This window comes from Sorangium sp. So ce117, assembly GCF_051524395.1.
Taxonomy (GTDB): domain Bacteria; phylum Myxococcota_A; class Polyangia; order Polyangiales; family Polyangiaceae; genus Sorangium; species Sorangium cellulosum_B.
Map to the genome: position 1 here is coordinate 11367754 of NZ_CP150309.1, position 25683 is coordinate 11393436.

Genomic DNA, 25683 nt, shown 5'->3' on the forward strand with positions numbered 1-25683 from the left:
GACTCACGCCTGCGCCTGCTGCGCTTTCCAGCGCTCGAGGAGCTGCGGCCAGTTGTCGATCTTCATCCCGAGCGAGAGCCCCATGTTCGCGAGGATCTCTTTGATTTCCTTCAGCGACTTGCGACCGAAGTTCTTGGTCTTGAGCATGTCCTGCTCGGTCCGCTGCACGAGCTCGCCGATGAGCGTGATGTTCGCGTTCTGCAAGCAGTTCGCGGAGCGGACGCTCAGCTCGAGCTCCTCGACGGAGCGGAACAGGTTCTCGTTGAGCGGCTCGTCGTCGCTCATCACCGCCTGGTAGCTCGTCTCCTCGCTCTCCTCGAAGTTGACCCAGATGGAGAGCTGCTCCTTGAGGATCTTCGCGGCGAAGGCGACCGCGTCCGCCGGCGAGACGGACCCGTTGGTCCAGACCTCGAGCGTGAGCTTGTCGTAATCGGTCACCTGCCCGACGCGGGCGTTCTGCACGGTGTAGTTCACCTTGCGGATCGGAGAGAACAGCGCGTCGATCGGGATCGTCCCGATGGGCATCGTCGGCGTCTTGTTACGCTCGGCGGGCACATAGCCGCGACCCACGTTGACGGTGAGCTCCATCGAGAGCGGGCCCTTCTTGTCGAGCACGGCGACGAGGTGGTCGGGGTTGAGCACCGACAGGCCCTCGACAAGCTGGATGTCGCGCGCGTACACGGGCCCGGGCCCCTCGCGGTCGATCCGCACCGAGTACGTCTTCGGGGTGGCCGCCTTGAAGACGACCTCCTTCACGTTGAGGATGATGTCGCTCACGTCCTCGACCACGTCCGGCACGGTGGTGAACTCGTGCAGCGCGCCCTCGATGCGGATGGCCGTCGCGGCCGCCCCCTGGAGGGAGGAGAGCAGCACGCGGCGCAGCGAGTTGCCGATCGTGATCCCGAAGCCGCGCTCCAGGGGCTCACACGTGAACTTGGCGTAGAACTGGGTCCCGCTGTCCGCGTCGATCGAGATGCCCTTGGGCCGGATCAGATCGCGCCAGTTACGGGCGATCATCGTGAGGTTCGGGTTGTTCATCGTCATGGCGATCTCCTTCCTTCATGAGGTTTGCGCGGAGGTCTCACGCCGCGGCCGCACTCGACCGGTCGGCGCCGCCTCCTGCCCGCATCCTAGGCTCCATGCCCCCGCGCGCGAGCGCGGGACGGCGGCGCCGAGGGGAGCCCGCAGCGAGCGAGCGCACCCTGCAAGGTGCGCTCGCGACGCCGCCCTCCTCCGCGCCGCCCTCGCGCTATCAGCGCGAGTAGTACTCGACGACGAGCTGCTCGCGGATCTCCGGCTCGTTGAGATCCTCGCGGATCGGCGCGCCCTTGACCGCACCGGTGAACGCCGCGCGATCCACGTCGATCCAGCTCGCGACCGGCCGCTTGTCCGCGCCGCCGATGGAAGCGAGGACGCTCTTGAACTTGCGCGCCCCCTCGGTGAGCTCGACCCGGTCACCCGCCCGCACGACGTAGCTCGGGATGTCCAGCCGCTTGCCGTTCACGTTCACGTGCCCGTGCCGGACGAGCTGGCGCGCCTCGGCGCGGGACGAGCCGAAGCCCATCCGGTGCACCACGTTGTCGAGCCGCCGCTCCAGCAGCCCGAGCATCTCCTCGCCCGTCCGGCCCTTGCGCCGGTTGGCCTCCTGGAAATACCCGCTGAACTGCCGCTCGAGCACGCCGTAGATGCGACGCACCTTTTGCTTCTCGCGCAGGCGCACCGCGTACTCGCTCAGCTTGATGCGCCCCTGCCCGTGCTGGCCGGGGGGATACGGGCGCCGCGTGTACGCGCACTTCTCGGAGTAGCACCGCTCGCCCTTGAGGTAGAGCTTCATCCCCTCGCGGCGGCAGAGCTTGCAGACCGGACCAATGTAGCGAGCCATCGTGAATTACCTCAAACCCTGCGCCGCTTGGGCGGCCTGCAACCGTTGTGGGGGATCGGCGTGACGTCGCGGATCAGCGTCACCTTGAAGCCAGCGGTCTGGAGCGCACGGAGCGCGCTCTCACGCCCGGCCCCCGGCCCCTTCACGAACACGGCGACCGAGCGCATCCCGTGCTCCTGCGCCCGGCGCGCCGCCTCTTCCGCCGCGAGCTGCGCGGCGAACGGCGTCGACTTGCGCGATCCCTTGAAGCCGCGAGCGCCAGCGGACGACCACGCAATCGCGTTGCCGTTGATGTCCGTGATCGTCACGACCGTGTTGTTGAAGGTCGACTGAATGTGCGCGATACCCGCGGAGACATTCTTCCTGACCTTCTTCTTCTGCTTGGCCTTCGTGGTAGTGGCAGCCGTCTTCGCTTGCGCCATGGCGTCCTAATCCCCGCTCGTCACTTGGTCGCGGCAGGACGCCGCTGCAACATGCCCTTGCGCGGTCCCTTCCGGGTGCGCGCGTTCGTATGCGTCCTCTGCCCGTTCGCCGGGAGCCCGCGCCGGTGGCGGAGCCCTCGGTAGCAGCCGAGGTCCATGAGCCGCTTGATGTTGAGCTGCACCTCGCGCCGCAGGTCGCCCTCGACCTTGTACTCGGCGTCCAGGAGGTCGCGGATCGCCTTCACCTCAGCGTCGCTGAGCTCCTCGACCCGCTTGTTCTGCGGAATGTTGGTCTTCTCGCAGATTTTCAAGGCGAGGGTCCGCCCGATGCCGAACAGGTACGGCAGGGCGTAGGCGACATGCTTCCGACGCGGGAGATCGACACCAGCGATACGAGCCATGGTTACTCCAAACCGAAACGAGGGCGGGCTTCCGCCGAAAGAGCTAGTTCCCCTGGCGCTGCTTGTGGCGGGGGTTCTCGCAGATGATCCGAACGACACCACGCCGCCGGACCACCTTGCACTTGTCGCAGATCTTCTTGACGCTCGGGCGCACCTTCACGGGGAGCCTCCAGATTCCTCAAAAAACTACGTTACTTATGCCGGTACGTGATCCGGCCTCGGCTCGGGTCATACGGCGAGACCTCGACGGTCACGCGGTCGCCCGGCAGGATCTTGATGTAGTACTGCCGCATCCGGCCGCTGATGGTCGCGAGGACGCCGAGGCCGTTGTCCGCCTTCACGCGAAACATGGCGTTCGGCAGGGCCTCTTGAACCACGCCGTCGAACTCGAGCTTGTCGCCCTTCGGTTCCTTCGGCGGTCTGGTCTGATTCTTACGCCTCATTCTCCACCCGAGCCCGGCCGGCCAATGGCCGACAGCACCCTGTGTGTCACTTCTTCAGGCTTCCCGACTCCATCGACGCGATGCAGCAGCTTCTTCTGCTCGTAGAACGGAAGAAGGGCGGCCGTCATCGCCTCGTAGGCGTCGAGACGCTTTGCAACAGCCTCGGGCCGATCATCGGCCCGATGCTCTAGCTCCGCACCGAGGGGCGGCGGATTATAGACGAGATGATATATCTGTCCACTGAGTTTGTCAGTTCGGCGATGGATCAGCCGCTCCTCGAGCAGGGGGCGCGCCACGTCCAGCTGGATCACCGCATCAATCCGCGCACCGCCCTGGCTGGCGAGCAGCTCGTCGAGCGCGTCTGCCTGGGGCACCGTCCTGGGGAATCCGTCCAGGAGGAAGCCATTGCTGCAGTCGGGCTCGACCGTCCTGCGAGCGATGAGGCCGATGACGGCCTCATCCGGCAGGAGTCCGCCAGAGTCCATGATGTCCAGATAGCGCTTCTCCAAGGTCCCCGACCGCTTTGCCTCGCGCAGCATGTCGCCGGTCGAGATTTGCGGGATGCCGAAGCGGGCGCACAGCAGCTTCGCCTGCGTACCCTTTCCAGCTCCAGGAGGCCCCACCAGAACCAAGATCATTTGCCCTCCATCACGCTTCCGGGAGCCTGCGGCCCCGGATGCGGGTGGCACCGGGGCCCGTCAGCCCCTCGTAGCTCCGCGTGATCAGGTGCGCCTCCAGCTGGTTCACGGTGTCGAGCGCGACGCCGACGACGATCATGAGCGACGTGCCTCCGAAGCCGAAGGGGACACGCAGCAGGTTGCCGACGATCGAGGGCACCACGCACACCGCGGCGACATAGAGCGCGCCGCCCACGGTGATCCGCTGGATCACGCGGTGAATGTAGTCCGCCGTCTGCTTGCCTGGCCTGATCCCGGGAATGTTTGCCTGTTGCTTCTTCAGGTTCTCCGCGACGTCCACCGGCTGGAACGTGACGTTCGTGTAGAAGAAGCAGAAGAAGATGATGAGCAGCGCGTAGCCGGTGTTGAAGACCCAGTCCCCCCGGTTGATGATCGCCTGAATCTGCTCGGCCCCGGGGACGTTCATGTTCGCGAGCGTCTGCGGGAACATCAGCAGCGACGACGCGAAGATGGGGGGGATGGTCCCGGACGTGTTCACCTTCAGCGGCAGGTGCGCCGTCTGCCCGCCGTAGACGCGGCGACCGACCTGGCGCCGCGAGTACACGATCGGGATCTGACGCCTGCCGTTCTCGAAGAACGCGATCACCGCGATGACGAACACGATGAACGCGACGATCGCGGCCATCGTCAGGGGCTGGAGATCGCCGGCGTTCTGGGCGAAGTAGTTGCCGATCTCCTCCGGGATGCGCGTGACGATGCTCGCGAAGATCAGGAGCGAGACGCCGTTCGAGACGCCGCGCTCCGTGATCTGCTCGCCGATCCACATCAGGAACGCGGTCCCGGTCGTCAGCGTGATGACCGTCATCAGCTGAAAGCCGATGCCGGGATGGTTCACGATCCCGGCCCCGGTCTCGCTGCTCGACAGGCCCTCGAGCATCTTCGCGATCGAGAAGGCCTGGAACAGCGAGAGCGCGACCGTGCCGTACCGCGTGTACTGATCGATCCGCCGGCGACCCTGCTCGCCCTCTTTCCGCAGCTCGTCGATGGGCTTGTAGACCATGCCCATGAGCTGCATGATGATCGAGGCCGAGATGTACGGCATGATCCCGAGCGCGAAGATCGACAGGTTCTCCAGCGCGCCGCCCGAGAACATGTTGAAGAAGCTCAGGAGCCCGCCGGACTGCTTCGCGACGTACTGCCGCATCGCGTTCCGGTCGACGCCGGGCGTCGTCACGAAGACGCCGACCCGGTAGACCGCGAGCATCACCAGGGTGAAGATCACGCGTCGCCGGAGCTCGGGGATCTTGTGGAAGTTGGTGATTCCCGCGAGGCTGGCCATAGGCGATCCTGGACTCCGGCTTGGTGGGTGCGCGTGCGCGCTGACTACGAGGACGAGGAGTCCGTCGAGTTGCCCTGGGGTGCAGGCGCCGCGAGCACGACCGCCTTGCCCCCCGCCTTCTCGATCTTCTCGACCGCTCCCTTGGAGAAGCGGTGCGCCGTCACCGTGAGCTTCTTCGTGAGCTCACCGTCGCCGAGGATCTTCAGCACGTCGAACCGCCCCTGCACGAGGCGGCGCTCGTGGAGCGCGATCAGATCGACTTGGGCGCCATTGTCGAACGCCTCGAGGTCGCCGACGTTGACGTTGACGACGATGTCCGCGAGCGGATTGCGGAAGCCACGCTTCGGGAGGCGACGCTGGATCGGCGTCTGCCCGCCCTGAAAGTGCTTCTTGTTGATGTTGCCGCCGGCCCGCGCCTTCTGCCCTTTTTGTCCGCGGCCAGACGTCTTGCCGACGCCCGACCCCACGCCACGCCCAACGCGGAGCCTCTTGGTTACGGCGCCCTCAGGGGCTTGGAGCTTAGAAAGAATGTCCATGTTTCACACTTCCGTACGCGGCGACTCCGCTCGAATGACGATCTCGCTTCTCAGGCCTTCGACGAGGTCGCTCCGTCGGCGACCTCCTCGACCTCGACGAGGTGGAGGACCTTCTTCACCATGCCACGGAACGAGGGCGTGTTCGCGACGACCACCACGGACCCCGGCCCACGCAGGCCGAGCCCCTTGATGATCTTGCGGGTGTGCTCGACCTGGCCGATGTTGCTGGCCTTCTGACGTACCCGGAGCTTCACTGCGAGCCTCCTTCACCGCCGCCGCTCGGTGCGCCACCGCCGCCGGCCGGCTTCCCGGGGGGCGGCGCCACGCTCGCGCGCCGTCGACCCGCGGTGTTCGTGCTTCCGCGGCGCTGGTAGTCGAGCGAGTCGAGCTGCATCGACCGCTTCCCGGCGACGCTCTCCGGGCTCTTCAGCCCACGGAGTGCCGCGACGGTCGCGTGCACGACGTTGTGCGGGTTGCTCGTGCCGAGCGACTTCGACAGCACGTCGTGAATCCCCGCCGACTCGACGACGGCGCGCACCGCGCCGCCGGCGATGACGCCCGTCCCAGGGCTGGCCGGCTTCAGCAGGACCTTGCCCGCCCCGACGTGGCCGAACGAGTCGTGCGGGATGGTCACGCCGTCCAGGGGAATGCGGAACAGGTTCTTGCGAGCCTGATCGTTCCCCTTGCGGATGGCCTCCGGCACCTCGTTGGCCTTGCCCAGGCCGATGCCCACGTGCCCCGCTTCGTCGCCCACCACGACCAGCGCCGAGAAGCTGAAGCGCCGGCCGCCCTTGACGACCTTGGCGACGCGGTTGATGTGGATGACTCGCTCTTTCAGCTTCTCTTCGTCGACATGATCGAACGCCATAACCGTCCTCTATCACGTTCTCCGCCGCGGCAGTTGACCGCGCCCGCCGCCCTCACCATCAGGGCAGCGGCTGTGGGAGTCAGAAATCGAGACCTGCCTCGCGCGCCGCCTGGGCGAGGGCGCTGACGCGCCCGTGATACAGATAGCCGTTGCGGTCGAAGACGACCTTGCCGATCTGCCTCTCCTTGCAGATCCTCGCGATCAGAGCCCCGACCTTCTTCGCCGCCTCGACCTTGTTGTCCTCGTCGAGGGAGCCCTTGAGGTCCTTCGACAGAGTCGAAGCGTGGGCGAGGGTCTTGCCGCTCACGTCGTCGATGACCTGAGCGTAAATGTGCTTCGAGCTGCGGAAGACGCTGAGGCGCGGGCGCTCCGGCGTCCCCTCGACCTTCTTGCGGATACGGAGCTTCCGGCGCTCCCGACCGACGATTTTCATGCCCATGACCGTCTCGTCCCTCGGTGCAGCGGCGTACACGCCGCCGCTCGCCTTTACTTCTTGCCGCCCTTGCCGGCCTTGCCAGCCTTCTCCCGCACGCGCTCGCCGCGGTAACGGACGCCCTTGCCGCCGTACGGCTCCGGCGGCCTGAAGCCACGGATCGTCGCGGCCGTCTGCCCGATGAGCTCCTTGTCCGCGCCCGTCAGGACCAGGACGGTGCCCTTCGAGTCCGCCGGGATCGTCGCCGTGAGCCCCGTCGGCACCGGGAACGTCACCGGGTGGGAGAAGCCGAGGGCGAAGTTCAGCGTCGTGCCCTTGAGCTCGACGCGATAGCCGGTCCCCTTGAGCTCGAGCGTCCGCTCGTAGCCCTCGGCGACGCCCTTCACCATCGCGGCCACGAGCGCCCGCGTGAGGCCCTGGAGGCGCGATCCGTCGCGCCCCGGCGCCACCGAGCTCACGTGCAGCTTGCTGCCCTCGAGCTTGATGTCCACCTTGTCGGTGATCGCGCGGGAGAGCTGGCCCTTCGGGCCCTTGACGTCGATCTTCCGGCCGTTGACGGTCGCGGTGACCCCCTTCGGCAGGTCGATCGGGCGCTTGCCAACGCGCGACGTCTTCGGAGCGAGCCGGCTGTCACCGTTCGCGGGCTGGGCTGCGTTCGCCTGAGCTTCCATCACCACACCTCGCAGATCAGCTCGCCACCCATCTTGAGACGGCGCGCATCCCTGTCGCTCATGAGCCCGCGGGACGTGCTCAGGATCGAGATCCCGAGCCCGCTGAACACACGCGGGATCCTGTCGTGACGCACGTACACGCGGCGCCCGGGGCGGGAGACGCGGCGCACGCCGTCGATCGCGCTCTGTCGATCGCGCCCGTACTTCAGCACGATCGTGAGCTTCTTGGGACCCTCGCCCTCGGTCTCGCGCACGTCGGCGATGAAGCCCTCGGACTTGAGGATCTCCGCGACCGCGGCCTTGATGCGGCTCGCGGGGACCTCGGTCCGGTCGTGCCGCGCGAGCGCCGCGTTGCGAATGCGGGTCAGCATGTCGGCGATGGGATCGGTCATCATAGAATCACCAGCTGGCCTTGATCACACCAGGGAGCTCACCACGCAGCGCGAACAACCGAAGGCAGACGCGGCAGAGCTCGAAGTCGCGGTAGTAAGCGCGCGCGCGCCCGCACACCTTGCAACGGTTCTTTTGCCGCGTAGAAAACTTCGGCGGACGGTTCAGCTTCGCAAACTCTTTTGCACGGGCCATCGAAAATCCCTCAATGCCGGAACGGGATGCCAAGCTCGGTCAGGAGCGCGCGTCCTTCTTCGTCCGTCTTCGCCGTGGTCACGAACGAGATGTTGAGCCCCTTCACGACATCGATCTTGTCGTAGTCGATCTCGGGGAAGATGATCTGCTCGCGCAGGCCCATCGTGAAGTTACCCTTGCCGTCGAACCCCTTCGGGCTCACGCCCTTGAAGTCGCGAACACGCGGGAGAGAGAACGCGATCAGGCGATCCACGAACTCCCACATCCGCTCGGCACGCAGGGTCACCATCACCCCGATGGGCAGGTTCTCGCGCAGCTTGAAGGTTGCGATCGACTTCCGGGCACGGGTAACCACCGGCTTCTGGCCGGAGATCGCCCGCATGTCCTCGACGGCGGAGTCGATGATCTTCGGGTTCTGCACCGCGGCGCCGAGCCCCATGTTGATGACCACCTTCTGCAGGCGGGGCACCATCATCGGGTTCTTGTAGCCGAACTTCTTCGCAAGCGCGGCCGTCACGCTCTTCCTGTAGTGCGTGCGGAGCCGCGGCGCGTAGTTCGGGTCGCGCGGGCGCTCCTCGGTCGGCCCGGAGGCCTCGGTCTCGGCGCCCTTGGCCTTCGCGCCCTTGGCTTCCTTGCTCTTGGCGGGCGCCTGCGGCTTGGCCTGCTGCGGCTTGGGCTTGTCCTTGCCCTTGCCGGCGTCCTTGGCCGCCTTGTCCTTGTCCTTCTTGTCCGCCATGGCTAGCCCACACCGATCGCGCTGCCGCTCTTGCCGACGCGCGTCTTCTTGCCGTCCTCACCGACGCGGACCTTTACGCGCGTCGGCTTGCCCGTCGCCGGATCGACCGGCATGACATTCGAGGCGTGAATCGGCGCCTCCTTGGTGATCTTCCCACCCTCCTGGTTGCGAGGCGTGGGCCGCTGGTGGCGGGTCACCGTGTTCAGGCCTTCCACGACCACGCGATCCTCGTCAGCGAGGATCTTGGTGATCCGGCCCTGCTTCCCCTCCTCCTTGCCGCTGATGACCTGCACGAGGTCACCGACCCTGAGGCGCTTCATCAGAGGACCTCCGGAGCGAGAGAGATGATCTTCATGAACTTCTTCGCGCGGAGCTCACGAGCGACCGGCCCGAAGATACGGGTACCGATCGGCTCCTTCTCCTTGTTGATAAGGACCGCGCTGTTCCCGTCGAACTTGATGTAGCTGCCATCCGAGCGCTGGTACTCCCGGGCGGTGCGGACGACGACGGCGCGCGCCGTCTCGCCCTTCTTCACCTTGGTGCCCGGCAACGCCTCCTTGATCGAGACGACGATGACGTCGCCGAGGGCGGCGTACTTGCGGCGCGAGCCGCCGAGCACCTTGATGCACTTCACGATTCGGGCGCCGGAGTTGTCCGCGACCTCGAGATGCGTCGACACCTGGATCATGGCGCTACTCCTCCACCGGGCGGGCAACGAGCTTGGTCACGAGCCACCGCTTGTCGCGGGAGATCGGCCTGTGCTCCGTGATCTCGACGCGATCGCCCACCTTGTACTGGTTCGTCTCGTCGTGCGCCTTGTAGCGCTCCCGCTGACGGACGTACTTCTTGTACACAGGGTCGAGCGCGTTCCGGATGACCTCGACGGTGACCGTCTTGTTCATCTTGTTGCTGGTCACCTTGCCGACCAGCTTGCGCCGGAAGCCGTGCGCCTTCGCCTCGGTCTCGGCCTGCGCAGGCGCCGCGGCTGCCAGCTCGGGCGCCGCAGCGGCCGGCTGCTGGGTCTCTGCCTTCTTCTTCGCCATGGCTACGCCTTCTCCTCGGCACGCGCGCGCTGCGTGAGGATCGTCTTCACCCGCGCGAGATCCCGCTTCGCCTTGCGGATCGTCGCCGTGTCGTTCAGCCGATTCGTGAAATTCTTGAACCGCGCCTCGAACAGGCCCGCCGCCAGAGACTTCTCGAGCTCGCGCAGGTGCTCGGTGGTGCGTTCACGCAAATCCTTCGCCTTCATCGCCTACCTCACGTCAGCCCGCGGGCGAGGAACTTGCACTGCATCGGGAGCTTGTGCGACGCGAGGCGGAACGCCTCCTTCGCAGTCTCCTCGCTCACGCCGCTGATCTCGTACATCACGCGGCCCGGCTGCACGAGCGCGCACCACTCCTCGGGCGCGCCCTTGCCCCCACCCATGCGGACCTCGAGCGGCTTCTTCGTCACCGGGCGGTCCGGGAAGATGCGGATCCAGAGCTTGCCCGCGCGCTTCACGTGCCGCTGGATCGCCATACGAGCCGCCTCGATCTGCCGCGAGGTGACGCGGGCAGGCTCGACGCACTGGAGCGCAAAGTCGCCGAAGGAGACGTCGCTGCCCGTCATGGCGAGGCCGCGGTTGTTCCCCTTCTGCATCTTGCGGAACTTGGTTCGCTTCGGAGACAGCATTCTGCAATCCCTCTACTGGATCCGGCGCGCCTTACGCTGCAGGACCTCGCCCTTGAACATCCAGACCTTCACGCCGATGATGCCGACCTTCGTCTTCGCCTCGGCCAGGCCGAACTCGATGTCGGCGCGGAGCGTGTGCAGCGGCACCCGGCCCTCGCGGTAGGTCTCGACGCGGCTCATCTCGCTGCCACCGAGCCTGCCGGCGCAGCGCACGCGGATGCCCTTCGCGCCGAACTTCATCGCGGTGGCGACCGCCTTCTTCATCGCCCGGCGGAACGCGATCCGGCGCTCGAGCTGCGTCGCGATGTTCTCGGCGACGAGCTGCGCGTTGGTCTCGGCCTTCCGGACCTCCTGCACGTCGATGAACACCTCGTTGTCGGTGAACGACGACACGCCGGGGAAGAGCGTCTCACCCTTCGACGCGGTGCCGACGTTCCCGCTCTTCAGCGTCTCGATGCCCTTGCCGCCCTTGCCGATCACCATGCCGGGGCGGGCGGTGAAGACGATCACCTTCGCGCGGTTCGCGGCGCGCTCGATCTCCACGCCGGCGATGTTGGCGTTGTAGAGGTACTGCTTGATCGCGCGCTTGATGCGGATGTCCTGGTGGAGCCACTTCTGATACGCAGCGCCGTCCTCGTACCACTTGCTGCTCCACGTCTTGATGACACCGACGCGGAAGCCATACGGATGGGTCTTTTGTCCCATATCGGCAGGTCCTCTACTTACTTTCTCTCGTCGACTTCGATGACGATGTGCGACACGCCCTTGGTGATCCGGGTCGCACGGCCCATCGCGCGCGGCCGCCAGCGGCGGTTGAACTTGTTCGGCCCCTTGTCGACGGTGGCCTTGCTGATGAAGAGCGCGTCGATGTCGGCGCCCGCCTGCTGGGCGTTCGCGACCGCGCTCTCGATGATCTTCCGCAGGACGGGGGCTCCGCTCTTCTGCGTGAACGAGAGCAGCTGGATCGCCTCGTCCGCGTCGCGACCTCGAACGAGATCGGCGATCATGCGAGCCTTGCGCGGGGCGATCCGCGAAAACATCGCACTGGCTTTGCTTACCATTCGAGACACCTCGCGACACCGGCGGGCGGAGTGACTCCGTACCGGGTTTCGGTTCACTGCGAACCGGTTGCACCGTCGTACGCTTCCGGTCCCAGCCCGACGTCCATCGACGTGGGCCCCCTTCGCGTCACCGGGGGGGTTCCCGCGGCGGCCGAAGGGGCGGAGCTGGGGTCGAAGCGCCGTTACGGCTCTTCTACTGGGAGACCGGGAGGACACCCGATCGCCCGGGAAAACGGAGCGCGGTGATTACCAGCGGGAGGCGCGGTACGCAAGCACGATCCTTCCGCTCCCTTTCAGTTTGTTTCGCGCGTCCCCGCGGGCTGAGCGCCTTTTCAGATGCTCCTGAACGGACGTCGGGGGCACCGGGCACGCCGAGCCCGGTGCCCGGGCAGGCGGGCGGACGAACACGAAGCTGAAGTCCGTTCTTGACATGGACGAAATGCAGCTGAAACAAGCGGTCGACGGCGGCCTGAGCCGTCGACGGCGGAGGTGCCCCCCCGGAGCGTCGGCATCGACGGCTGGACCAGGCCGAAGAGCAGGATTGCGAGGGGAATAGGGGAGCCCCAGGTTCAGTCGAACGCACCAGGCCGTGGAACTCTTCCCTGACATTGTAGGAGGCAACGTGACCATGCTTGCTCGCCATCGCCATTCTTTCCTCGCTCTTACCTTCATCTTGCCCGCCATCTACACCGGCTGCGTCGTGACCACGGAGGACACCGACAACGACGTGGACCAGACGGTCGGCCCCGGCGTCACCCACGGGTCCACGAGCAGCGGCGGCGACGGCGGCCAGGGCGGCGACGGCGGCCAGGGCGGCGACGGCGGCACCGGCGGCGACGGCGGCGACGGCGGCGACGGCGGCGACGGCGGCACCGGTGGCAGCGACGCCTGCGTCGAGGCGTCGGACGGCAACCTCACGGTCGCGGCCTGTGACGAGATCAACATCTCGCCTGCGCAGGGGGCGACGAGCCAGTGCGGCGCGAACCGCGACGAGGACCCGATCGGCTACGGGCTCTGCAAGCACGGCTTCGCCGTCTTCTCCCCGGGTCACGCCGCGGACCTCGTGGACTGCCTGAGCGACATCGGCGTGGAGCGGGCGTGCGATGTGGATCCCGTTCAAGCGTGCATGAACCGCACGTACGCCAACGCGTGCCCGCACCAGGCCGACGAGATCTGCGACACCATCTCCGAGTTCTGCGACGCCGGCACGTTCGACACCGCCAAGTGCGCGGCTCAGATGAACCCCCTCAACCGAGATGCAGCGGACGATCTCGTCGCTTGCATGAACGACAACCCCGATGTCTCCTGCCAGGAGGCTTACGACGCATGCTACGAGGAGATCATGGCCTTCGAGTGACCGGGCGCCGCCACGGGTGCACGGCCTGCGCGCCCACCGTGCGCGCTCTGCTCTCGCCGTTCTTTTCCCCTGGCATTCGACGCACACCAGATGACCTCTGGGCCTCTCACCAGCTCACACCCACCTTAGCGCCCCGGCGCGCGCACCCTCTCATGTAGGCCCGTTCGGGGAGCCCCCGAGCGCGGTATTCGGTTGCAAAAAAGATCGCGGGAAGGGATCCTCGGCTCCTCCGTGGCCAAGGACTCCTCCCGCCCGCGCCTGGCAGCCTCCGTTCCGCGACCGCCGGGGGCGCGTCCATTCCGCGGTGGAGCGCTGCTCGGCGTGCTCGTCGCGTCGGCCGGCTGTGCTCCGGGGTCGACGACAGCGGAGCAGATCACGCCGCGCCTGATGGTGCGCGCCTCGCTCGAGGGGACCGCCGCCGTCCCGACGGAAAGGCGCATCAAGGCCAAGGAGAGCGCGCTCGCTGCCGTCAAGGACAGCGCAACGCTCGCCTCGGGGATGGAGTCCGAGATCGGCGCCATCCCGATGTCCTCCTCGACGGCCAGCGCGCGCTGCCCCGCGGAGATGGCCCTCGTCGACGATCGCGTGTGCGTCGACCGCTGGGAGGGCGCTCTGGTCGAGGTGACGCCCAGCGGTGAGCGCCCCTGGTCGCCCTACGATCCGATTGACGGGAACGAGCGCCGCGTCCGCGCCGTGTCCTGGCAGGGGGTCATCCCCCAGGGCTACATCAGCGGGCGGCAGGCCAAGATGGCGTGCGCGGCCTCGGGCAAGCGCCTGTGCACCTCGGAGGAGTGGGTGACCGCCTGCCGAGGGCCGGACGACATGACGTTTCCTTACGGCGCGCTCCGCCAGCAGGGCGTGTGCAACGATGACGAGCGACGGGTTCACCCCGTCGCCGAGATCGCCGCGCTGCTCGACATCAAGCCCGAGGAGCGCTGGACGACGGCGATGAACAACCCGCTCATCAACCAGCTGTCCCAGGCGCTGCTCCCGACGGGCGACCGCGCGGGATGCACCAACGCCTACGGCGTGTTCGACATGGTAGGCAACCTCCACGAGTGGGTCGATGATCCGAGCGGCACCTTCCGTGGCGGCTATTTCATGGACACGACGCGCAACGGCGAGGGCTGCAAATATGCCACGACCGCCCACTCCTTCGGCTACCACGACTACTCGACGGGCTTCCGGTGCTGCATGGATCCGGAGCAGGCCGACTAGTGCTGGCCGCGCGGCGTGCGGCCGGCGATAGCGGGGTGCAGGTTGGTGTGATACGGGCTCAGCCGCTAGGCAGACGAGTGAGGCGTACGAAGGTACGCCGCAGCGAGCCGAACGACGCAGATGAGCCTGGAGCGCACGAACCCGCACCCCGCTATGGGGCAGACGCGAATCGAACGCGGAGCTCGGGGCGATGCAGCGGGGAGACAGGGCGGTCGCCGCGCGCGCATCTTGCCGTGACGCCACGGGCGCTCCGACAAGACGGCTCGGGCGCGGCGCGAGCGAGCGTGCGAGTCGTGGAGGAGCCGGGGCCGACGCGCAGCAAGCCAGGGCGACACCAGCGAAGAGATTGCCGATGCTCGACTCCATAGTGAGCGCGCCCACGCGGCGCCGCGCCGCCGCGACCGCCCTTGCCGCCCTGACGGCCCTCCTGGCGCTCGGTTGCGGGAAGAAGGAAAAGGCAGCGCCCATCACCGTCCCGCCGCCCCCGGGCGCGGCGTCCTCGGATGAGCTCACCACCGCCATTGGCCAGGCGCGTGGCATCGATTCGGCGCTCGCGCCGTCGTCGACCCGATGGCGACGGGCGTTCGTGCTCGATGAGCGGCGAGCCGTGGTGACAGGAGAGGTCGAGAACGAGGCGATCGCGCTCGTGACCGAGAACGCCGGCCGGACCTGGCGATCTCTGCGGCGCGTCCGCGAGGGGTGGTCGACCTGGTCGGTCGGCGGAGACGGCGCCACGGTGCTCACCACCGGTCCGCGTGGCCCGGCTCTCCCGACGGCGACACGCGGGAATCGAGGGACGCCGTCCGCGCTAGAGCCGCCGAGTCTCTTCTTCGCTCCGTTCGAGGCGACCGACCTCTCGGCGCCTTCACCGGTCACGCTTCCCGCGCTGAGCCGCGGGGCGCGGCCGCTGGTGAACGCTGTGCCCGCGGTGCTCTCCGCCGAGAGCGCCGCGCTGCTCGTGGAGCCCAAGCCTCGGCACGCGACCCTCGTCTATGCGGGGCCGGCCGGCACAGAGCCGGTGCCTCCCGTCCCGCTCCCCACGCAGGAACAAGCGCTGCCCGTGCCCTATGGCCGCCCACCGATGCTCCTGTCGGTGCGCGGGCGCAGCCTCCTCGTGCGGCCCGTCCCCGCGCCGGGGAAGCCGCTCGACGCACCGAAGAGCGTCGAGGGACTCGCGATGAACCCAGCGGCCATCGCCGCGCTCTCGACGACACCAGCATGCGACTTCGCCGGCTGGTCGATCCAGCTCGTTCCTCAGGCGCCCGACAAGACCGCCGTGGTCGCCGTCTCCGCTGCCCAGACAGCCGTGCTGAAGCTCCCGGCGAAAGCCCCGCCCGGAGCGTCGGTCGGCTGCGCAGCCGACCGGATCATGGTCGAAGTCGTGACGCCCACAACCGGAGAGCCCACGCTCGCGACGTGCACCCTCCAAGGCACCTGCGTCATCGCCGAGAAACCGCCCTTTCGACCCTGGCTGGAGCCGCATGAACGGTCTGTCGCCCTGGCGCCCACACGCGAAGGCGTCACCGCAGTGCTGACCTCCCGCGCGGCAGCGCGATGGGGGCTCCATATCGCGATCGCGCAACCGCCGGAGGTGGGCAAGATCTACGACGTCCCCAGGGTAATCGGCGAAGCCACGGGCGAGCGCGGCCGTATCGAGCTAGGAGCCCTCCTCTCGTTCGGAAATCGACTCTTGATGCTCCTCCAAGCGGATGTCACCGGGACATCGCGCCGCGGCTGGTACGTCGCGGCCTCCGATGATGGCGGGCTCACCTGGAGCCCGCCCTGAGCTCCGTCTCGAACGGGATAGTCATTCCAAACGCAGCGCGTCAGCACAGCTTGCATCCCATCTGATGCTGACGTGCGCGGTGGTCCCCAGACCTACTTCGGAGGAGCGGCAGCCGGAGCGACGCGCTTGCGCCCCTTGACGCTCGGCTTCTTCACGACAGGCGCAGGCCCAGCCGCGGTCTTGCGCGCGTTCGCGCTCGCCTGCTCGGCGGTCTTCGCGTCGCCTGCATAGCGGGCGAAGCGACGGTCGCCACCTTGGAAAATCCGCTTCTCCAGCTTCAGCTCCTTCAGCGCGGCGGCGGCGCGGGTCTGCGGGATACCCGCCTGCTTCGCCACCTCGCTCGCGCTGACGCCAGAGCTCGCTTTGACGACGCGCTCGACGGCATCCAGCGTCTCCTGACGCTCCGCCGAGGCGGCCGGCGACTTGCGCGGGCGACCAGGCCGACGCTTCGGCGCGGCGCCGCGCTTGGCCGCGACGGAAGACGTTTTGGACTGGACCGCTCCAGCAGCGCGGGCGCGCGCGCGGCCGCGGCGCGGCGCCGCAGGAGGAACCAACGGCGCTTCCCCTGTCACGGCGCCCAGCTGATTCTTGACGAGCGCGAGGATCGCCTCGTCCGGCATTTTCCGCACGAGGTTTACAATCTGCTGTGAAAAGGCGTCCGTTGCCATGTGCTCTCCCTCGTCGCCGAATCCAGCTCGGCGGTTGGATACGACTATGCCGTTGCCACTTGCCTGGTCAAGCGAATTGAGGATAGCGGGCCGTCTTTTCTTTCAATAGGCGCTGCGGGCGGGCTCAATCGGAGAGCTCATTGGACGGGACGGCCCCGAACGGCTGGGCTGCTTTGCTCGACAGGCGCCGAGCGATGAAACCCACGCCAGCGTCGATTGATGGCCGAGACCCCTCCCCCGCGCGGGACGGCCCCTGGGCCGCGCCAATCCTCACTCGGCCCCCTTGACGATGCACCGCGGCATTGCGTGTCTCGGGTGCTCAGGTCTGGGCAGGTAAGCACCGTCCGAGAACCGAGCAACCCCGCGCCGCGGGGCCGCGCCCGTCACGGGCGGCAATGCGGGCGCGCGCACATCCGCGAGGTGCAGCGACCCGACGCGAGCCTCCCCAGCCCCAATCATTGAAGCGCCTCACGCAGGGTGCGACCGCCTGGCGACCACACACAGGCGGCCGGCGCGTGTCTACATTGCACGCCCCGGGCGCATGACTGACCTATGCGGAGGCCTGATAGGATGCCCCGCTCGACAGGTAGGGCGCAGCACGGACGCTTCGCTATGAGCGCCGGCGGGCCGGGACTCCGGGTCGAGCTCTCTGCCCGACATCCGCTCATCACGCCGGGGATTGCGCGGACCCACGCTGACCGCCCGATCGCGCGCCAACCCGCCGAGCTCTTCGAAATGACGACTCTGCGCCGGTCCCGTCGCCGGAGGCGCCGCTCGGGCCGCGCAGCGCCGCTCTCAACATCACGCGCGCGGCCGGAGCCCGCGGCTCCAGCTGGGTAGGCGCCTGAAGGCCGTCGTGTCCGGCGGACCGGTGTGCGCGCGCGGCCGGAGCCGGCCCGCTCCGCCTCGACCTCTTCAAACGCCTTCCTGTCCATATCTACATCGACGACGCCCAGGACCCACCCCGCCCCCGCTCGACCTCCGTCCGACCGGCTGCCGAGATTGACCAGCCGCCGACAATCGGTTGACACGCGCGTCGGCCGCGGAGAAGGATGCGCGCATGTCGCTGGTGCGCGTGCTCGAGCCAGAGGTCATGGATACCGACGAGGACGCGCGGGCCTACGACAGCATGGATCACGCCGCCGTGAACACGGCGTTCTGCGACGCGCTCCTCTCCCACAACCCCGGTCTCGCATACGCCCTCGACGTCGGCACAGGGACGTGCCTGTTGCCCATCGAGCTTTGCAGGCGCGCCCCCGCCGCGCGGATCAAGGCGATCGACCTCTCCGCGGCGATGCTCGAACTCGGGCGCCGCCATGTCGAGCAGGCCGGGCTCACCGAGGCCATCGCGCTCGCGCTCGTGGATGCCAAGGCGCTGCCTGAACCGGATGAGACGTTTTCAGCCGTGCTCTCGAACAGCATCGTCCACCACGTCCCGGAGCCAGCGCAGGTGCTGCGCGAGATGCTCCGCGTCCTCCAGCCCGGGGGGCTCCTGTTCGTGCGGGACCTGGTCCGTCCGGAAGACGAGGCGTCGATCGCCGCCCTCGTCGACACGTACGCAGCGAACGACACCGCGTACCAGCGAGCCCTCTTCGACGCGTCGCTGCGCGCGGCGCTCTCGCTCGACGAGGTGCGTGATGTGCTGCGCTCGCTCCGGATTCCCCCCGAATGCGCGCAGATGACGAGCGACCGGCACTGGACCCTCGCGTTCCGCAGGGCCTCCTGAGCCGAAGGCGCCGCGCGCTGGTCCGGGCCGCGGCGCGGGCACGTCAAATCGACGCGACGGCCAGCCCGGCTCGTAATAAAAGCGTCCACGTGAACGCCACCCGAACACGAGCTCGCCGGGCGCGCGGCGTTGCCCCCGCGCTCTTCCTGTCCTTTGCCGTCGTCCTCGCGGCATGCGAGGAGGGCCCGCCTCGCCCGAGCGAGCCGGAGCGGCCCGCGCCCCCGCCGCCTCAGCCGAGCGCGCAGCTCGCGCCGCCCGCGGCCAGCTCGGCCGCAGCAGAGCCCCCGAGCGCAGGCGCGCCGGGAGACGCGGGCGAGCCGAAGGGCACACCCGCATGGCAAGGGACATGGGAGGGGCGCTACGACGCCAAGAAAGGCAGCGTCGTGATGCCCCCGAAGGTCAAGGACGCAGCGCGCCAGAAGGACGACGGGAAGCAGGTCACCGGCCCTGGGACGGTGACGCTGACCATCGAGCCGAGCGGTGAGCTGAAGGGCACCGCGAAGGGAGCGCTCGGCGACGCGACGCTCGTGGGAAAGGTCGAGGACGGCATGGTCCGCGCATCGGTCTTCCCCGACGATCCGCGCGCGCCGAACGCGATGACCGGCGTCCTGGTCGGCGAGCTGAAGGAGAACGCCATCCACGGCAGGATCCGGGTGACCGGGCCCGATGCCCTCCTGGTGCGCGAGTCCCCGATCGAGCTGAAGAAGAAATGATCAGCGCAGCCGGGCGAGACGCCGACGCCGGCGTCTCGCCCGGCTGCGTCGCGCGTCAGCTCGCCGCGCCGGCTCCTCCCGGCTCGCCTGCTGGCGCGCGGCCCTGCGGCTCCTGCGGTGCAGCCCCGGCCTCTCCCGCTGCGCCGCCGCGCGCGCCGCCGCGACCCGCCTCCGCCCGCCGCTCCTCGCGCTGGCGCGCCACCTCGGCGTCCCGTTGCTCGTACGCCACGATGATCCGCTGCACGAGCGGGTGGCGCACGACGTCGACCTCGGTGAACGAGCAGATCGCAATCCCCTCGATCCCCGAGAGCAGCTCGCGCGCCTCCGCGAGGCCGCTGCGCGCGCCGTGCGGGAGATCGACCTGCGTGACGTCGCCCGTCACCACGGCGCGGGAGGCGTAGCCGAGGCGGGTGAGGAACATGCGCATCTGGTCGCTCGTCGCGTTCTGCGCCTCGTCGAGGATGACGAAGCAATCGTTGAGCGTGCGGCCGCGCATGAAGGCCAGCGGCGCGACCTCGATCTGACCGCGCGTCACGAGGCCTTGCGCCTTGTCCGCATCCATCATGTCATGGAGCGCGTCGTAGAGCGGGCGCAGGTAAGGATTCACCTTCTCGGCGAGATCGCCGGGGAGGAAGCCGAGCCGCTCTCCCGCCTCGACGGCAGGACGGGTCAGGATGATCCGCTTCACGCGGCGCTCGAGCAGCGCGTGCACCGCCATGGCCATCGCGAGGTAGGTCTTGCCCGTCCCCGCCGGCCCGATGCCGAACGTCATGTCGTGCGATCGGATCGCCTGGATGTAGCGCTTCTGCGCCAGCCCCTTCGCCGAGATGGGCCGGCGGCGCGCCGAGATGAGGACGACGTCCTCGAACAGATCCCGCAAGGTCATCCCCGGGTCGTCCCGGAGCGCCTGCACTCCGCGCACGTAGTCCTGGGGATCGAGGACCACGCCGCTCCTCAACATCTGCGCGGCCTCTGCCAGGCACCGCTCGGCGAGCGCGACCTTGTCCGCGTCCCCGGCGAGCCGGATCGTGTTGCCTCGAACGCCCGACTCGATGCCAAGAGTGCGCGCGATGAGCTTGAGATGCTCGTTCCCCGGCCCGGCGAGGGCCACCAAGGTGCTGTTGTCGAGCACCTCGACATCCGCCGTGATCCGCACGCTGGTCGTCATCCCGTGATCCTTCCCCGCCTCTGCCCCGGCGCTCCGTCGCCGGCACGTGCCACAACTCCATGAGCAGGACCTTGACGCGGCCCACATCTCGCTCGAACGTCGCGCTCGCTCGCCGTATGGCCTACACAGAATCGTAACGTCCTGGTCATAATTTCGCGTCGCAGTGCATGCGAGATCCGGCGAGCGGGCGAGCCGCACACAGGGAGAACTGCATGAGGTTAGCTACATCGGCGCTGCTGGGCATGACTGTTACGCTGTCGGGCCTTTCGGCGCTAGCACAGCCTGGACCCCAGGGCCCAGCGCAACCTGCCCCGCCGCCGCCTCCGGCCGCTGCCCCGGCGGCTCCTGCCGGCGCGGTTCCGCCCGCTGCCGCTCCGACGCCCGCACCGCCGCCCGACGCGGCGCCGCCCGCAGAGCAGCTGCCGCCGCCCCCGCCCCCTGGAGCGGCACCGACCGCCGCGCCGCCGCCTCCTCCGCCTGCGCAGGTGTTCGCGCCGACCGCCGATGCCGCCATCGTGAAAGAAGAGCAGCAGCCGCTCGCCGGCTGGCACGGCGGCTTCTTCCTCCGGGACGCGAACGACAACTTCCGGCTCTACCCGAAGGGCAGGCTGAACTTCGACTTCGCCAGCAGCTTCGGCGCCGGCGTGTCGGACGTGTCGGCGGCGGGCGGTGGGAGCGCGCTCAAGCCGCGCCTCTTCATCCGCCGCGCGCGGCTCGAGGTGGCCGGCGAGTTCCTGAAGAGGTTTTCCTTCGATGTCGACGTCGACTTCGGCGGCCAGGGGCTCGCGAACGCCAACGGCCGGACCGAGAACGCCGCCGCTGCGGCCGGGCAAACGCCGACGGCCGAGAGCGCGCGCTTCGCGCCCGTCGAGAGCACGACCGCGAACGCCGTGCTCGCCGACGCCTGGATCAACTACTCGGTCATGCCCGCGCTCAACTTCCTGTTCGGGCAGCACCAGGCGTTCTTCTCGATGGATAACCAGTCGAGCGACAACGGCACGACGTTCATGGAGCGCAACATCGCGACCCGGAGCTTCGCCTACCCCGAGGGCAAGGACATCGGCCTGACGATCTGGGGCGACGTCGCCGACAGGATGGTCGTCTACGGCGTCAGCATGGTCGGCGGCGACGGGCAGAACCGGCCGGGCGTCGACAGCCAGTTCGATTTCATCGGCCGCGTGGTCGCGCGCCCGTTCGCCAGCGACAAGAAGGGGTTGCTCGCGAAGGCGCAGATCGGCGTCAGCGCGCGCTACGGCGACCGCGACCAAGAGTACGTGGGCTACGACTATGCGGCCATCAGGACGGCGCAGGGCTATACGCTCTGGGGCGCCGGCTACACGGACTCGCTGAAGCGCCCGATCCACGTCATCCCGTCGGCCTCGCAGGCCGCGATCGGCGGCGAGCTCCGGCTGCCCATCAAGATGGTCGAGCTCCGGGCCGAGGCGTATTACGTCGCGAACGAGACGCGCGAGGCCGTGGAGGGCTTTCAGCTCACCAACACCGAACGGCTCGGGCAGGTGAAGGGGCTCGGCTGGTACGTGCAGCTCTCGGCGTGGCCGGTCGGCGACGCCTTCGTCAGCGGCGATCCAGGGTTCAGCCCGCGCCCCACGAAGGTCGATCTGTCGAAGGAGATCGAGAAGCCGAAGTCGGGGCTCGAGGTGGCGGCGCTCCTCGCGGGGATCAACGCGACGTACGACGGCGCGTCGCGCGGGGGTGCGTACGACGAGAAGACGCCGGGCGCCGAGGGGGGGCCGGGCACCGACCTCAACGTCATGCAGATCGGCCTCGCCGCGAACTACTGGTATACGAAAAACATACGGCTCGGCGTGAATTACAGCGCCTACCTGACGCCCGGCAGCGGCTCCAGCGAGAACCTCCTCCGGGTGCCCGGCAATACGGTGACGCCCGCCGATCCGGACGCGCACGCGCTGCACGAGCTCGGCGCCAGGCTCAGCATGTCGTTCTGACGCGCCTCCGCCCCGCCGCGGCCGGCGTCCCGGCCGCGCCCCTCATCCTTTTGCCCTCCAACGATCCGCGCCGCGGGCGCCCCGCGCGGCGCGCCGGCGGCGCGGGAGCCGCGCCGGCGAGGTCGCGCGCCTCAATTTTGGCCCAGGACAGCGCGGCGGGGTACCCGTCGGGCCATGCGCGACATGCGTCAGTGGATCGCCGTCGGTGCAGCCGTGGGGCTCGTGGCCGTGACCCTCCCCATGCTGCGCGAGCACGACGTCCAGCTCGGGGGGCTGCTCGCCAAGAAGACGACCGCCGGGGGCCCGACGATCACGCGGACCGTGACGCCGCCGCCGCTCACGGATCTCGATCTGACGCGCATCGACGACCGGAAGACCCCTCCCACGGCGCCGGCGCACGCCGACCGCGTCGCGGAGCTGACCATCGACCCGATGTACCAGCGGGCGGCGCTCGGCTTCCTGCGGGCAGGCCAGGTCCCGGAGGGCGCGGTCGTCATGACCGATATCCGCACCGGGAAGGTGCTGGTCTGGGCGAGCTATGTGAACGAGGGGGCGATGCACGACGTCGCTGCAGAGGCCACCGCGCCGTCGGCGAGCGTCTTCAAGGTCGTGACCGGCACCGCCCTCGTCGAGGCGGGCCTGAGCCCGAACACCAAGCAGTGTTATTCGGGCGGCGAGCACTCGATCCGGCCGGCGGACATGGTCGACAACAAGCGCCGCGACAAGTACTGCGCGACGCTCGCGCAGGCGATGGGCCGGAGCATCAACACGGTGTTCGCGCGGCTCGCCGCGAAGAACCTCGACCGCGAGAAGCTCGGCGCCGTGGCCGAGAAGCTCGGCTGGGGTCAGGACACGCCGTTCGACGTGAAGGTCGCGGCGAGCACGATCTCGCTCCCGGAAGACGATCTCGGCTTCGCGCGGACCGCCGCGGGCTTCTGGAACACGACGCTGTCGCCGTTCCAGGGGGCGAACCTGGCGACCACGCTCGCCAATGGCGGCGAGATGATCCGGCTCCACGTCGTGTCGAGCGTCAAGGACGAGATCGGCGACATCTATCAGGGCCCGAGCGAGCGCCAGGTGCTCAAGCGGGTGATGGACGAGAGCACGGCCAACGCGGTGACCGCGATGATGGAGGCGACGGTCGATAACGGCACGAGCTACCGCTCGTTCCATGATCGCAACGGCCGCCCCTACCTCCCGGATATCCGCGTCGCGGGCAAGACGGGGACGCTCACGAAGCCGACGCCCGAGGGGCCCTTCTACACCTGGTTCGTCGGGTTCGCGCCGAGCCGCAAGCCCGAGGTCGCCATCTCCGTGATGGTCGCCAACGGCGCGAAATGGCGGGTGAAGGCGACGAACGTCGCATGCGACATGCTCCGCACCTACTTCGCTGACAAGGGCGCGCCCGGCGTGAGCGATCCGAACAACCGGACAGGCGCGACAGCACTTCGCCGCTGACGCGGAGCCGACGAGCCGCAGCGCGCCAGGCCGATCGGCGCCGCGCTGCGCAGATGCACCTGAACGCGGCGCCGTGCCCCCGGTGAGGTCCCCTCGACCGACGCGCCAGCGCATTGTCGGCCCGTCAGGAAGACCACCGAGCAGCCTTCACGAGGCCTCCGCAAGGCCGAAATCGTTCGTCGTGATTTCCGCCCTCACCAGGATCCGGCGATGACGGTGCGTCACGGACCGGTGTGCCTGCCTGGTGGCCGGCAGGTGTGCAGGCTCAACGTACACGCCGCGACGCGCGATCGATTCATGGAAACTTTCCGCCCGGGAAGCGACCCCTCCCGCCGGCTCGCCGTCCGCGGCGCGAAGGTCCGGACCGCTCCGATGCAGCCGGACACCCTGGGCCAGGGTGGGACCTAGTTGCGAGAGGCGCTGCTTGTGCAGCTTGTGCTCGGCCGAGATCCGCGTGCTAGCATCTCTGTTGTGCAGGTTGTGCTCCGCAAGCTCGGCCGGGGATCACGCGCAGTCGTTGGCCGGCTCGTCCGTGCACCACGGAAAGGCTCGGTCATCGTCATCGAGTTCTCCGACGGAATGCATGAATATGTCACGACGCCGGTCAAGCGCGTGTTGCGCCTCGCCGGGCGCGAAGTCTTCTACATAGAGACCGTGAACTCCCGGTACCGCCTCGAGGTGCGCGGCCGCGAGGTCGCGCTGGACGGCGCGGTCGGCGGCTGAGCGCTGCCAGATGCGGCCCAGGCGGCGCAGATCCTTCGGATCCTTCAGAACGAGCGCGCGCCTCTGATGTGACCGGGCGGCCGGAGGCAGCGAGGCGGAGGTCAACGCCTCACGGCGGCGCGATGCACTGCACACTCGTCTAGCACGAGAACTGCATCTCCGCGCGCATTGCCCCTTGCGCTTCCATTCGCTCTTGGGCAGAGTCCCGCTCCCTTTGAGGGGCCCCGCGGTAGGCCATCCACCGGTGCAGGATGGGGCTCGCCTGGCGAGCTGTCGTCATGATGCCGCGCCCCCGACCGTGAGGAGATTGAAGCAGATGGGCAAGCGCGATCGCCGCCAGTCGATGAAGATGAGGCGCCGCAAGGCGCAGGCTGCCAAGAAGGAGCGCGCCAAGCGCAGCAAGCTGGCGAAGGCCCCGGCGGAGGTCGCTGGCAAGGCCAAGAAGCCCCGCGCTCCCAAGAGCGCCGCTCCTGCGAGCCCTTCGCCGGCTGCTTGATGGGGCGCGAGGCGCGGTCGTTCCACCGCGCACCACGCGCCACCCGTCGCATCGCCGCGCTGTTGCGATCCCGTCGCTCACCCAGGCCTCGCACGCCGGCGTTGTGCTCGGCCCGGCGCGCCCCCCGGCGCGCGGCCGCAGACCTCGTCAGCGGCGGCGCTCACTCGTCGCGAATCACTCGCGTGTGGAGGCTCAGGCCGGGCTGCCGACCCATGTCGGTCGCGCTCGCCGAATCGCCAGCCCCATTCTGCGTGGGCTGGGGCTCCTTGGGCGGGGGCTCGCCGAGGAGCCCAGTGTCGCCCTCCCTTCGCTCCTCGCCGATAAGCTCCCAATGGCCCCGTTCGTCGCGCCAGCGCTGCGCCACCCGGGTGCTGCGGACGGTGGCCTCGTCGTTCCGCAGCCAGAGGACGTCGAGGTAGACCTCGGCCTCCTCGCGCTGGGTCATCTCGAAGCCGCCGAACTCCACGTCGACGACCCGGAGGCGGGTGCCCCACCCGGCGTGACGATTCATGAAATCCTGGCGCGCGTTCGAGCCGACGCGCTCGAGCGCGACATCCATGCGGCCGAACCGGGCAGCCGTGTTCATCTCGAGCGCCGCTTCGGTGAGGCGCTGGGACGTGCTCGGGGCGATGCCGCAGCTGGCGAGGGGCAAGAGGCTCAGGGCGAGGAGGACGCGGCGCATGCCGAGCACCCTGGGCGAACGGGTCGGCGCGGGCA

34 protein-coding genes and 1 pseudogene are annotated in these 25683 nt (G+C 68.5%); 9 read left to right on the forward strand and 26 right to left on the reverse strand.

The genetic code is table 11. The features are described from left to right. Positions 1 to 3: 3 nt before the first annotated feature. From WMF46_RS42620 to rplV, 23 genes and pseudogenes are all read right to left on the reverse strand, one after another. Positions 4 to 1044 (reverse strand): DNA-directed RNA polymerase subunit alpha, encoded by a 1041-nt coding sequence (locus tag WMF46_RS42620; protein WP_437982476.1) that lies wholly within the window; start codon positions 1042 to 1044, stop codon positions 4 to 6. 208 nt (positions 1045 to 1252) lie between these two features. Then, positions 1253 to 1882 carry a 30S ribosomal protein S4 gene (gene rpsD, locus WMF46_RS42625; RefSeq protein WP_437546525.1) on the reverse strand — a complete coding sequence of 210 codons (630 nt, stop codon included), beginning with the start codon at positions 1880 to 1882 and terminating at the stop codon, positions 1253 to 1255. 11 nt (positions 1883 to 1893) lie between these two features. Next, entirely contained in the window at positions 1894 to 2304 is a 411-nt protein-coding gene (gene rpsK, locus WMF46_RS42630; protein WP_437982477.1) for a 30S ribosomal protein S11, read from the reverse strand. A gap of 20 nt (positions 2305 to 2324) precedes the next feature. Then, positions 2325 to 2705, reverse strand: a complete 381-nt coding sequence (gene rpsM, locus WMF46_RS42635) for a 30S ribosomal protein S13 (RefSeq protein WP_437982478.1) — start codon at positions 2703 to 2705, stop codon at positions 2325 to 2327. 43 nt (positions 2706 to 2748) lie between these two features. After that, on the reverse strand, positions 2749 to 2865 hold the full coding sequence (gene rpmJ / locus WMF46_RS42640) for a 50S ribosomal protein L36 (RefSeq protein WP_012240549.1): 117 nt from the start codon (positions 2863 to 2865) through the stop codon (positions 2749 to 2751). Positions 2866 to 2896: 31 nt separating this feature from the next. Then, positions 2897 to 3148 (reverse strand): translation initiation factor IF-1, encoded by a 252-nt coding sequence (infA, locus tag WMF46_RS42645; protein ID WP_012240550.1) that lies wholly within the window; start codon positions 3146 to 3148, stop codon positions 2897 to 2899. Continuing rightward, positions 3145 to 3786, reverse strand: coding sequence for an adenylate kinase (locus WMF46_RS42650; protein ID WP_437982479.1), 642 nt, complete (start codon positions 3784 to 3786; stop codon positions 3145 to 3147). Before WMF46_RS42650 ends, infA begins: the two co-directional genes overlap by 4 nt. A gap of 10 nt (positions 3787 to 3796) precedes the next feature. Continuing rightward, positions 3797 to 5125 (reverse strand): preprotein translocase subunit SecY, encoded by a 1329-nt coding sequence (gene secY, locus WMF46_RS42655; protein WP_012240552.1) that lies wholly within the window; start codon positions 5123 to 5125, stop codon positions 3797 to 3799. Between the two features lie 44 nt (positions 5126 to 5169). Next, positions 5170 to 5661 carry a 50S ribosomal protein L15 gene (gene rplO, locus WMF46_RS42660; protein ID WP_437742266.1) on the reverse strand — a complete coding sequence of 164 codons (492 nt, stop codon included), beginning with the start codon at positions 5659 to 5661 and terminating at the stop codon, positions 5170 to 5172. Between the two features lie 50 nt (positions 5662 to 5711). Further along, positions 5712 to 5915 carry a 50S ribosomal protein L30 gene (gene rpmD, locus WMF46_RS42665; protein ID WP_437295775.1) on the reverse strand — a complete coding sequence of 68 codons (204 nt, stop codon included), beginning with the start codon at positions 5913 to 5915 and terminating at the stop codon, positions 5712 to 5714. 134 nt (positions 5916 to 6049) lie between these two features. Continuing rightward, positions 6050 to 6529: pseudogene (gene rpsE / locus WMF46_RS42670) on the reverse strand (30S ribosomal protein S5); the annotation flags it as partial. A 79-nt stretch (positions 6530 to 6608) separates the two neighbouring features. Continuing rightward, the gene (rplR, locus tag WMF46_RS42675; RefSeq protein ID WP_437763670.1) at positions 6609 to 6968 is read right to left on the reverse strand and encodes a 50S ribosomal protein L18; all 360 of its coding nucleotides are present in this window, start codon (positions 6966 to 6968) and stop codon (positions 6609 to 6611) included. 47 nt (positions 6969 to 7015) lie between these two features. Then, positions 7016 to 7633, reverse strand: coding sequence for a 50S ribosomal protein L6 (gene rplF / locus WMF46_RS42680; RefSeq protein ID WP_437277607.1), 618 nt, complete (start codon positions 7631 to 7633; stop codon positions 7016 to 7018). Continuing rightward, positions 7633 to 8028: a 30S ribosomal protein S8 gene (gene rpsH / locus WMF46_RS42685; protein WP_012240558.1), complete on the reverse strand. Its 396-nt coding sequence runs from the start codon at positions 8026 to 8028 to the stop codon at positions 7633 to 7635. The genes rplF and rpsH overlap by 1 nt, the downstream gene beginning before the upstream one ends. A 4-nt stretch (positions 8029 to 8032) precedes the next feature. Then, positions 8033 to 8218, reverse strand: coding sequence for a type Z 30S ribosomal protein S14 (locus WMF46_RS42690; protein WP_437742268.1), 186 nt, complete (start codon positions 8216 to 8218; stop codon positions 8033 to 8035). 10 nt (positions 8219 to 8228) lie between these two features. Continuing rightward, positions 8229 to 8954, reverse strand: coding sequence for a 50S ribosomal protein L5 (rplE, locus tag WMF46_RS42695; RefSeq protein ID WP_437982480.1), 726 nt, complete (start codon positions 8952 to 8954; stop codon positions 8229 to 8231). Positions 8955 to 8956: 2 nt separating this feature from the next. Further along, complete coding sequence (rplX, locus tag WMF46_RS42700; RefSeq protein WP_272102121.1) at positions 8957 to 9274, reverse strand: 50S ribosomal protein L24; 318 nt, start codon at positions 9272 to 9274, stop codon at positions 8957 to 8959. Beyond that, positions 9274 to 9642: a 50S ribosomal protein L14 gene (gene rplN / locus WMF46_RS42705; protein ID WP_012240562.1), complete on the reverse strand. Its 369-nt coding sequence runs from the start codon at positions 9640 to 9642 to the stop codon at positions 9274 to 9276. The genes rplX and rplN overlap by 1 nt, the downstream gene beginning before the upstream one ends. 4 nt (positions 9643 to 9646) lie before the next feature. Beyond that, positions 9647 to 9946 (reverse strand): 30S ribosomal protein S17, encoded by a 300-nt coding sequence (gene rpsQ, locus WMF46_RS42710; protein ID WP_044970145.1) that lies wholly within the window; start codon positions 9944 to 9946, stop codon positions 9647 to 9649. Positions 9947 to 9999: 53 nt separating this feature from the next. Beyond that, positions 10000 to 10203, reverse strand: a complete 204-nt coding sequence (gene rpmC / locus WMF46_RS42715) for a 50S ribosomal protein L29 (RefSeq protein ID WP_012240564.1) — start codon at positions 10201 to 10203, stop codon at positions 10000 to 10002. An 8-nt stretch (positions 10204 to 10211) separates the two neighbouring features. Then, positions 10212 to 10625, reverse strand: coding sequence for a 50S ribosomal protein L16 (rplP, locus tag WMF46_RS42720; RefSeq protein WP_012240565.1), 414 nt, complete (start codon positions 10623 to 10625; stop codon positions 10212 to 10214). 12 nt (positions 10626 to 10637) lie between these two features. Next, on the reverse strand, positions 10638 to 11330 hold the full coding sequence (rpsC, locus tag WMF46_RS42725; RefSeq protein WP_061609597.1) for a 30S ribosomal protein S3: 693 nt from the start codon (positions 11328 to 11330) through the stop codon (positions 10638 to 10640). Positions 11331 to 11347: 17 nt separating this feature from the next. Further along, positions 11348 to 11686, reverse strand: coding sequence for a 50S ribosomal protein L22 (rplV, locus tag WMF46_RS42730; protein WP_012240567.1), 339 nt, complete (start codon positions 11684 to 11686; stop codon positions 11348 to 11350). Positions 11687 to 12314: 628 nt separating this feature from the next. Between rplV and WMF46_RS42735 the strand changes: the two genes are divergently transcribed. The 3 genes from WMF46_RS42735 (at position 12315) to WMF46_RS42745 (ending at position 16047) form a co-directional block, all read left to right on the forward strand. After that, positions 12315 to 13043 carry a hypothetical protein gene (locus WMF46_RS42735; RefSeq protein WP_437988001.1) on the forward strand — a complete coding sequence of 243 codons (729 nt, stop codon included), beginning with the start codon at positions 12315 to 12317 and terminating at the stop codon, positions 13041 to 13043. Between the two features lie 321 nt (positions 13044 to 13364). Then, positions 13365 to 14261, forward strand: a complete 897-nt coding sequence (locus WMF46_RS42740; RefSeq protein WP_437982481.1) for an SUMF1/EgtB/PvdO family nonheme iron enzyme — start codon at positions 13365 to 13367, stop codon at positions 14259 to 14261. A 352-nt stretch (positions 14262 to 14613) separates the two neighbouring features. Continuing rightward, the gene (locus WMF46_RS42745) at positions 14614 to 16047 is read left to right on the forward strand and encodes a hypothetical protein (protein ID WP_437982482.1); all 1434 of its coding nucleotides are present in this window, start codon (positions 14614 to 14616) and stop codon (positions 16045 to 16047) included. Positions 16048 to 16139: 92 nt separating this feature from the next. Here the strand turns inward: WMF46_RS42745 and WMF46_RS42750 are convergent, their stop codons facing one another. Beyond that, positions 16140 to 16715 carry a hypothetical protein gene (locus tag WMF46_RS42750; RefSeq protein ID WP_437546540.1) on the reverse strand — a complete coding sequence of 192 codons (576 nt, stop codon included), beginning with the start codon at positions 16713 to 16715 and terminating at the stop codon, positions 16140 to 16142. Positions 16716 to 17775: 1060 nt separating this feature from the next. Between WMF46_RS42750 and WMF46_RS42755 the strand changes: the two genes are divergently transcribed. Together WMF46_RS42755 and WMF46_RS42760 are read left to right on the forward strand one after the other, a co-directional pair. Continuing rightward, complete coding sequence (locus WMF46_RS42755; protein ID WP_437982483.1) at positions 17776 to 18441, forward strand: class I SAM-dependent methyltransferase; 666 nt, start codon at positions 17776 to 17778, stop codon at positions 18439 to 18441. Positions 18442 to 18530: 89 nt separating this feature from the next. Further along, positions 18531 to 19154 carry a hypothetical protein gene (locus WMF46_RS42760; protein ID WP_437982484.1) on the forward strand — a complete coding sequence of 208 codons (624 nt, stop codon included), beginning with the start codon at positions 18531 to 18533 and terminating at the stop codon, positions 19152 to 19154. Positions 19155 to 19209: 55 nt separating this feature from the next. On the opposite strand, the gene WMF46_RS42765 is transcribed toward WMF46_RS42760, so the two are convergent. Then, a complete protein-coding gene (locus WMF46_RS42765; protein ID WP_437982485.1) occupies positions 19210 to 20322 on the reverse strand; it encodes a PhoH family protein in 1113 nt (370 codons plus the stop codon). A gap of 515 nt (positions 20323 to 20837) precedes the next feature. Between WMF46_RS42765 and WMF46_RS42770 the strand changes: the two genes are divergently transcribed. The 4 genes from WMF46_RS42770 (at position 20838) to WMF46_RS42785 (ending at position 24966) form a co-directional block, all read left to right on the forward strand. After that, the gene (locus WMF46_RS42770; RefSeq protein WP_437982486.1) at positions 20838 to 22289 is read left to right on the forward strand and encodes a porin; all 1452 of its coding nucleotides are present in this window, start codon (positions 20838 to 20840) and stop codon (positions 22287 to 22289) included. A gap of 174 nt (positions 22290 to 22463) precedes the next feature. Beyond that, entirely contained in the window at positions 22464 to 23747 is a 1284-nt protein-coding gene (locus WMF46_RS42775; protein ID WP_437982487.1) for a penicillin-binding transpeptidase domain-containing protein, read from the forward strand. A gap of 426 nt (positions 23748 to 24173) precedes the next feature. Continuing rightward, complete coding sequence (locus tag WMF46_RS42780; RefSeq protein ID WP_437546551.1) at positions 24174 to 24470, forward strand: hypothetical protein; 297 nt, start codon at positions 24174 to 24176, stop codon at positions 24468 to 24470. 316 nt (positions 24471 to 24786) lie between these two features. Continuing rightward, positions 24787 to 24966, forward strand: coding sequence for a hypothetical protein (locus WMF46_RS42785; RefSeq protein ID WP_044967002.1), 180 nt, complete (start codon positions 24787 to 24789; stop codon positions 24964 to 24966). A gap of 160 nt (positions 24967 to 25126) precedes the next feature. On the opposite strand, the gene WMF46_RS42790 is transcribed toward WMF46_RS42785, so the two are convergent. Continuing rightward, positions 25127 to 25648: a hypothetical protein gene (locus WMF46_RS42790; protein WP_437982488.1), complete on the reverse strand. Its 522-nt coding sequence runs from the start codon at positions 25646 to 25648 to the stop codon at positions 25127 to 25129. Between the last annotated feature and the right edge of the window lie 35 nt (positions 25649 to 25683).